We start from the raw sequence: 8,338 nt of genomic DNA, 5'->3' as shown, positions 1-8,338 counted from the left end.
TTACCAAGTTGCAATACTTTTTTCGAGGCTCTTTTGTCCTACTCCTGTTTCAGTTGACTATAAAATACGAAGGAGCAGGGTTTGCCATTTCCTATTTTCTCTTTTTGGATAAAATGTAACCTACCATGAAATTTCCACGGTAGGTGTTACTCATATCAATAATCGTTCTAAAAATGGTTTGATGCAGTTGAGGAGAATTCCTTCTATCCAGCTTTCTTGTGCTGAGGATAGATGTTCTGTCTGAAGGCTTTCTTTTAAAAAGTCTCGGACTTGTTCTGGTGCAATTTCAAACTCAAAAGCTTTCATTTTATAGAAAAAGTCAAGCAGATTGTCTGACAGGTATTCAGTTGAAAAGGGAACTTCTCCACTTTTTCGATATTCTAATAAAAGCCGAGCAAATCGGGATTTTTCTTCAGGAAGCTCACGAAAATAGGAATTGAGGAGCCAGATCTGCTTCTGCTTTCTTTCAATTGGATCCCGACTGGTAATTCGTTGGTCTTTTTCCAGCTCTTTTTTGTATTGTTTGGCCTTGATAGCCCGTTCTGTTCGATTTTTACCAAAAAGTATTTTCTCCCACTTACGTTCTTCTTGAGTCAGGGTTTCTGTAAAGCCAAAGTAATCTTGATAGGCACGCTCTGCTGGGCCCATAGCTAGAACCAGATTGTCTGCATATTGCTTGGCGATTTTATCTCTCTTCTTGCGCTCTTTCTCTGCCTGGATACGGAGTTCTTGTTCGTAGTCAATTTTCTCCTTGCCTAGCTTGACAAGGTAGAGTTGGTCATCTGATTTTCCAAGTAAAAAGGGTTTGATACACTTTTCAAGGACTTCTTCCATACGAGCTTTCTTCTTGGGTTCTGCCTTGGTCCAACTTCCTCCTTGAAAGACTTCTAGGAAAAGCTGGTAGTCTCTCTCAGGTGCAAATTGATTGCCACGATTGGGTTTAAAAACACCTTTTTCCCAGAGCCAATTTAGAAGACGCTCGTCAAAGTCACTTTTATTGACCTTGATTTTCTCCTTTTTATGGGCTTTTCTGGTCAGATTTTCAACCTTTCTAAGCAGTTTTTCTTCCTCTTCCAGTTGCTGGTCAAGGGTCAATCGATGAAAATGACGAACACAGTCGCTACCAATCGGAAAGAGACGTTGGCCTGTGACGCCATTAAAGAGTTCGTAGGCGTACTTGATGGCATTCCCACAGACACAATTGCTACGGCCGATACCGTTAAAAATCAAGGAAACTTCATTCCATTCCTTGGTAGCTTGTTCCCAAGTATCAGATTTTGAAGCCTGTAAAACCGCATCATGCAGGGATTTTCTAACTGGAAGTGTCATGGGGTCTCCTTTCTAGATTATACTTTTACAACTTTAACCTCTTCTTTACCCAGTAAAATCAAGTATTTTTCAATATTTTCAATCGAATAGGCGCGGGATAAAGCCTCTTCGTATAGGGCTAACTGTCCACGATAGCGGTCTACGAGTTGACTTGGTTCATCATAGCGGTCTGTCTTATAGTCGAACAGAACGATTTTGTCCTCGTAAAGTAGATAGCCATCAAGGATACCACGGACAACGAAGTCTTCCTTACTCTTTTGGTCTAGTTTGAGCATGGAGAAAGGTTGCTCACGATAGAGATGGTCTGTATTATCAAGAATTTCCTGACCAAGTGCTGTGTCAAAGAATGCAAGTATTTTAGCAAGATTGATCTTATCTCTGACAGCTGGGCTGGTTTGAACTTGTTTGAGAGTTTCTGTCAGGCTAGCAAGCGTTGGTCGCTGGCTGAGGTCAATTCTCTGCATGAGTTCGTGGGTAGCACTACCAATCTCAGCTCCTGTTACCTTTTCTTTGCTTGAAAAATCTGGCAAATCAAAGCTGATTTTCTTGTCTACTGACTGACCTTGACCTGCAATCTCGACACCTTCCATATCCATAACGGGTTCGTAGAATTTCTTGATTTGACTTGGGGTTTGAACACTAGGAAGTTCAATGGCTGCACGGTGAAGAGTATTATAAACTTCTACTTCTTTCAGCATTTCAAGGGCTTCTTTGATGGTTTCTGACTGACGATTGTCTGCTTGGGAGCTATCTTGGAGAGGACTTTTGTTTTCCAACTGACCGATAGCTTCTCTAGTCAACTGGTTTTCGCCAACAAAACGATAGATAAAATTGATATGATCCTTTGCAAACACTTTACTGATAGCCCACATCCAATCTTGGAAATTCCTTGCTTGCAGTCTAGTAGAGCTATTTAGCTTTCCTTTTTTAGCTGCTGGGTATTCCTTGGCTTCCAACTTTTCACGAGAACCTTTACCGACAAGATAGAGCTTTTTCTCAGCCCGTGTCATAGCAACATACAGCAGACGCATCTGCTCTGAATAGCTTGCTAGCTGTAATTCCTCTTCGTTCTGTCTATAGGTCAGACTAGGAATGGAGAGTTTGATGGTTTTAGGATAGTGATCTTCCACTGCTCCTGTCTCCATTTTGGCAATATATTTGACACCAAGACCATTCTGACGACTGAGAATGACTTCTGACATAGAGTCTTGCTTGTTGAAATCTTGATTCATATTGAGGATAAAGACATAAGGAAACTCTAGCCCTTTACTCTTGTGGATGGTCATGAGCTCTACTGCATCTTTTGGCGGTGCGACAGCCACGCTTGCAAGATCGTGCTGGACTTCTAAAACTTGGTCAATCATACGAATAAAACGCGACAAGCCCTTGAAATTGCTCTTTTCAAATTGATCAGCACGCAGTGCTAGGGCATAGAGATTGGCCTGTCTAGCAGAACCATTTGGCAAAGCCCCAACGTAATCATAATAAAAACGGTCATTGTAAATCTTCCAAATCAAGTCATAGAGGGAGTGGGTTTTGGTATACAAGCGCCAAGAATCCAAGATATCCATGAATTGTTTTAGTTTCTCAGCTAACTCCGTATGAATCAAGCCTTTTTGGCTGCTTGCCTGTTTTTGAGTATTTATTAGTTTCTCATAGAGATTTTCTTGGACTTTATCCTCTGCTTTCTGAAGGGACAAACGTGCCAACTCGTCCTCGTCAAAGCTAAACATTGGAGACTTCATAAGGGCAACCAAGGCATAGTCTTGCAGGGGATTATGAATGACACGAAGGGTGTCTAGCATGACTTGCACTTCTAGGGATTGGAGATAATTGTTTTGCTCTCCGTCAGTTTTGACAGGAATTCCGTATTCAGACAGAGCGAGGAGAATCTGGTCATTACGACTGCGGCTGGAGGTCAGAAGGGCGATTTCTTTAAAGGCAACACCTTGTTCCTTATGGAGTTTAAGGATTTCCTTGATAACTAAGCGCATTTCACCTGTTAGTTTCGTTTCTGTTTGACTCTCTTCTTCCTCACCTGTATCGTCCTTGTCATAGAGGAGAAATTCTGCCTTGTTTTCTGGATTAGGAGTCAGTTTGGTATTGGCAAAGACAAGCTGGTGCATGTTATCATAGTTGATTTCGCCGACCTCTTGGTCCATGAGACGTTCAAAGACATCATTGGTTGCTGATAGCACTTCTGAACTACTACGGAAATTTTCTTTGAGGAGAATGAGCTTGCCCTCTTTTGGATTTTGCGCATAGCGTTGGAACTTTTCATTAAAAATCTGCGGGTCTGCCTGACGGAAACGATAGATAGACTGCTTGATATCTCCCACCATAAAGCGATTGTGTCCATTAGACAGTAATTCCAGCATCCGTTCTTGAATATGGTTGGTATCCTGATACTCATCGACCATGACTTCATGGAAGCGATCCTGATAAGCCTCACGAACTTGCGGAAAATTCTCTAAAATCTCAATGGTGTAATGGCTGATATCAGCGAATTCAAAGGTATTTTCCTGGCGTTTACGCTGACGATAAGCTTCCACAAAATCACTCATGAAGGTTTGGAAGGTTTTAGCTAGTTCCCATGTATCTCCATGATAACGTTCTTGATAGTCGAGAATGGTTATCTGGTCTGACAGTTGTCCTAGTTTAGCAAACTGGGTCTTTCTTTCTTCGTTGTAGGCATCCGCCAGTGGCTTCAAATCAGCCTTGCGACTCGCATTAGTCAGGGCCCGACCGTTTTTCTCCTTAGAGATGGAGACAACACGCGCAAGCACTGCTTGATAAGCCTGATTATCGGACTCTTGATTTAAGGAGCCAATTTCATCCAGAATCAACTGAACATTTTCTAAATAAGCAGCCTTTGGAAACTCCTTGGCATCATTATCCAGATGATAACGGAAAAAGCTTTCCAAATCCCAAAGGGCTTGCTGGATTTTCTCAGTCAGTTTTTCTTTTTCACTGCTAAAATCAGCTTTCTCAAAGCCTTTGAGAAAAGATTCACTCAGCCATTTCTGAGGATTACTGGTAGATTGGAGGAAGTCATAGATTTTATAGACTTGCTGGCGCAGTCCCCGTTCATCCTTGCCACGCCCAGCAAAATTTTTCAGCAAATGACTAAAGTTCTCTTTCTGTTTACCTTGGTAATGGGCTTCAAAGACCTCATGGAAGACTTCGTTTTTTAGAAGAAGTTGCTCGCTTTGGTTTTGTAAAATACGGAAATTTGGCGCAATATCAAGCAGATAGCCATGTTTGCCAAGGAATTTTTGTGTGAAAGAGTCCATGGTACCGATGGCAGCGTTGGGTAGGTCTGCCAACTGGCGGCCCAGGTGTTGTTTGAGATCGACATCATTCGTTTCTTGGATTTGTTGGCTGATTTTCTTTTCCAAACGTTCCTTGAGTTCAGTCGCAGCCTTGACGGTAAAGGTTGAGATAAAGAGTTGAGAAATTTCTACACCACGCGCCAATTGGTCCAGAATACGCTCTGCCATAACAAAAGTTTTCCCAGAACCAGCCGATGCTGAAACGAGGACATTTTGACCGGAAGTGTAGATGGCTTCGATTTGCTCGGCAGTTTTCTTCTGTTCCTTGCTCGAATTTGCTTCTGCTTCTTTCAGTTTTTGAATTTCTTCCTCAGTTAAAAAGGAAATAGGCTTCATCGATTCAACTCCTCCCTTATTTTTTCAAACCAAGCTTGCTTGAGTTTTTCTCCAACAAGACGCTTGCCATCAGCTAAGTCTAACTTCTCTAGAAAACGGGCTTGACCTAAGTGATAATTGGCTTCAAATCCAGTGATGGATTGATGTTGCTGAACGTATGGGGCAATACTTCTGCCGTTTTCTGTGTATGGATTGATAGCGAACTGGCCTTCTAAAATCTTCTCAGCTGCTTCCTTGTAAAGATGGGCATTGTAGTCCAGTAGGAGCTGGAATTCCTCATCTGTCAGCTGGTTAGCCTTGTTTTTATTGTAAAATTCGCCCAAATAACTGCTTTCTTTTTCTAAAAAGAGGCCTTGGTATTTCATTGACTTGCTAGCTTCTACTACTGCACCTGCAAGACTTTTAACGGTCATCAAAGATTGGACAGGCTCAGCCATTTCCAGGTACATAGCGCCGAAAAAGTTCTGCTCCCCTTCTCTTTTTAGGGCAGCTAGATAGGTCGGCAACTGGGAATTGAGGCCATTAAAGAAATGAGGAAACTGGAACTGAGTCAGACTAGACTTGTAGTCTACCACTCCTATCGCCCCATCAGCTCTCAAACGGTCAATCCGGTCAACCTTGCCACGTACAAAGACACTGCGACCATTGTCTAATTGGATAAAGGCTTGCTCTTTTCCACCGAAATTCGCTTCCTCTTTGATGGTTTCGATGGCTGGATTGTGTCGGAGAATATGTCCAGTCGTCCGGGCGATATCAAGAAGAACTTCCTTGGTAAACTGAGCTTCCAAACTTTCCTGATAAATGGCCTCAAATTCGCGTTCTTGACTGGTTTCTTGGATAGCTTGTTCTAAACGTTGGTCAAAGGAATCTTCATCAGGTAACTGCAAGGCGCGTTCAAAAATTCGGTGTAAGAAATTCCCGTGACTACGAGCATCAGGACGTAGTCGCAATTCTTCCTGCAAGCCTAACACGTAGCGGAGGAAATAACTGTATTCATTGCGATAAAACTCCGTCAAACCAGAGGTAGACAAATAAAACTCCTGTTCAGCAGGATAGAGCGCTCGCAAAGTATCCTTGGTCAAGGTCTTACTGCTTGGACTTGTTGGGAGGGCTGGATTTTCCAGACCTTGCTGGTCTAGTTTTTTACCCATGACACGCGCCAGAACCTTGATAAAGGTCAAATCTTGCTCAGTATCGCTCGTCTCGGCCTGCTGGTGATAGGCAACAAGACTAGACAAAAGACTGTGATATGACCCCATATCCTCCTTAGACAGCCCTTTGTGGTTCATCCTCTTTTCTTTCCGACTAAATCCAAAATGGACTAGCTCTTGAAGATAGGCCGACTCCTTGCTTTCACTCTCATTAAAAAGGCTTGGAGCCGACAAAACCAACTGCTTACGAGCAGAATTGAGCAAGGAAAGCATAGTATAGCGATTTTTCTTGAGATTTTCACTGCTGGCAATCAGCAATTGCGCTCCCTCTTCAGTCGCTTGGTTTAGTTTTTGCCTTTCTTCGTCTGTCAAAAGGCTGGTATTTTGCGCGATTTTTGGTAAATTATCCTGAGTTAGCCCAATGGCGTAGACAAAGTCAGCAGTCAATGGTGCAATCAAATCGTAACTTTGCACCAGAACAGTGTCCACTGTCGCTGGAATAGTGCGATACTGAGATAAACTCATTCCAGAATGAAGTAAGGCTAGGAAGTCCTCTAGACTAACTGGTGAACCAGCAAAAACAGTCGCAAATTGTTCTAAAACATGACAGAAAGCCTTCCAAACTTCAGTCTGTCTTTCCTGCTCTAGGGCTTCCATAGTGGCTGTCAAATCTTGGAGTTGATTAGTCACCGCGCCTTCTTTTAGAAAGACATTCCACTTTTGCAAGAGGTTTTCAGCCTTTTGTTTTCGACTAGCAAAAAGGGTCTCAAGAGGTGTTAAAATACGCAGACGAAGGACATTTAAACGCTCTAAATCAAATTTTCCATGGTGGGATTTGGTGAAGTCTTGCTGAAAGGCTAGCAAGCCATTGATACCAAGATAACGGATATATTGCTCAAAAGCATCAATATCAGTCTGGCTAAGGTCGGTATACAGACCTGTTCTAAGAAGGTTTATCAAATCTTCCTGACGGAAACGATAGCGTTTCAAAGCTAAAATAGACTCGACAAACTGGGTCAAAGGATGATGAGCCATGGATTCGCTTCTACCAAGATAGAAAGGAATCTGATATTGGTCAAAAATGGTTTTAAGAGATAACTGGTAAGAAGCTACATCCCCCAAGAGAATACGAAAATGCTTGTAACTCAGGTCTGAGTTCTCATGCAATTTCTGACGAATGCTACGGGCTACCAACTCTAACTCTTCTTTTTGTGTCAAACAAGACCAGATTTGTAAGTTTTCACGGTCCTTATCATCTACATCCAATGTGAATTCTGAAAAGTCATAAGACGCTTCTATCAAACGAGAGGCCTTGTCAAAACTATCCATCTGCTCATGAGTCTGAGAACAGTCCTGAGCAGGAGTTTGATATTTAGAGGCTAGATGATGGAGAAACTCCACACTGGCTTGGTAGAGATTACCCTCGCTAAAAGGACTGGCATAAGCTTTCTTACTAGCATAAGCCCCAATGACAATCTCAACTCCCTTGCCATGAAGTAGGTCCACAATCCGCTCTTCCTCGGCAGAAAAACGGGTAAATCCATCAATAACCAAGGTGATTTGGCCAAAATCACTACTTACCTTATCATTCTCAATAGTCTCAATCAAGTGGGTCAACTGACTTCCTTGAGCAAACTGGCCTTGATTAAGATAGGCCGTTACTTTCTCAAAAATCAAGAGTAAATCGGCCCTCTTGTCCTCATCCGTCAAACTTTCCAAATCCAAAAAACTCATCTGAGCTTTGGTCATCTCGTGATAAAGTTCAATCAACTGCTGGAGAAACTGAGAATCCTGCTTAATGGCACCATAAACTCGTAAGTCTTTGGGATCAAGTTCAGCAAGGCATTTGTAAAAGGCCATCCCAAGACCGATGTCATCTAGACTTGTCTTAGCAGGCAAGTCATTCAAGACCAGATAACGAGCCATTTGGGCATAGCGCGTGACGGTAATCGCAAAAGAAGCCTGCTGGGGCAAGCATTCCAGCACGGCGCGTTCCTTTTCAAAAGAAAGAGAGTTGGGAGCAATGTAGAAAACCCGCTTGCCAGCAGCAACCAGCTCTTCCGCCTCTCTAGTTAAGATTTCTGTCAAAGAAGTCCGAATATCAGTATAAAGTAATTTCATCTCTGCCTCGTTGGAATTTTTCATTACCCTATATTATACCATGATTGGTCTAAAGATTCCTCCTCCTTT

The 8,338-nt window shown here is 42.5% G+C and carries 3 protein-coding genes; all 3 read right to left on the bottom strand.

Features of this window, described 5'->3' with window-relative positions; all coding sequences use genetic code 11:
• Positions 1-150 precede the first annotated feature (150 nt).
• From ADI86_RS02925 to rexB, 3 genes are read right to left on the bottom strand one after another with little or no spacing between them, the layout of a single operon-like run.
• The gene (locus tag ADI86_RS02925; RefSeq protein ID WP_049531718.1) at positions 151-1,329 is read right to left on the bottom strand and encodes a hypothetical protein; all 1,179 of its coding nucleotides are present in this window, start codon (positions 1,327-1,329) and stop codon (positions 151-153) included.
• A 17-nt stretch (positions 1,330-1,346) separates the two neighbouring features.
• Positions 1,347-4,997, bottom strand: coding sequence for a helicase-exonuclease AddAB subunit AddA (addA, locus tag ADI86_RS02920; RefSeq protein WP_049531717.1), 3,651 nt, complete (start codon positions 4,995-4,997; stop codon positions 1,347-1,349).
• Entirely contained in the window at positions 4,994-8,269 is a 3,276-nt protein-coding gene (gene rexB, locus ADI86_RS02915) for an ATP-dependent nuclease subunit B (RefSeq protein WP_049531719.1), read from the bottom strand. The genes addA and rexB overlap by 4 nt, the downstream gene beginning before the upstream one ends.
• Between the last annotated feature and the right edge of the window lie 69 nt (positions 8,270-8,338).

Source organism: Streptococcus pseudopneumoniae (assembly GCF_001074975.1).
GTDB lineage: Bacteria > Bacillota > Bacilli > Lactobacillales > Streptococcaceae > Streptococcus > Streptococcus pseudopneumoniae_D.
This window is presented reverse-complemented; position numbering and strand designations above follow the sequence as displayed.

Excerpts from the sequence above, each read along its gene's own strand:
- rexB (WP_049531719.1), bottom strand. The coding sequence starts at position 8,269 with ATGAAATTACTTTATACTGATATTCGGACTTCTTTGACAGAAATCTTA.
- ADI86_RS02925 (WP_049531718.1), bottom strand. The coding sequence starts at position 1,329 with ATGACACTTCCAGTTAGAAAATCCCTGCATGATGCGGTTTTACAGGCT.
- addA (WP_049531717.1), bottom strand. The coding sequence starts at position 4,997 with ATGAAGCCTATTTCCTTTTTAACTGAGGAAGAAATTCAAAAACTGAAA.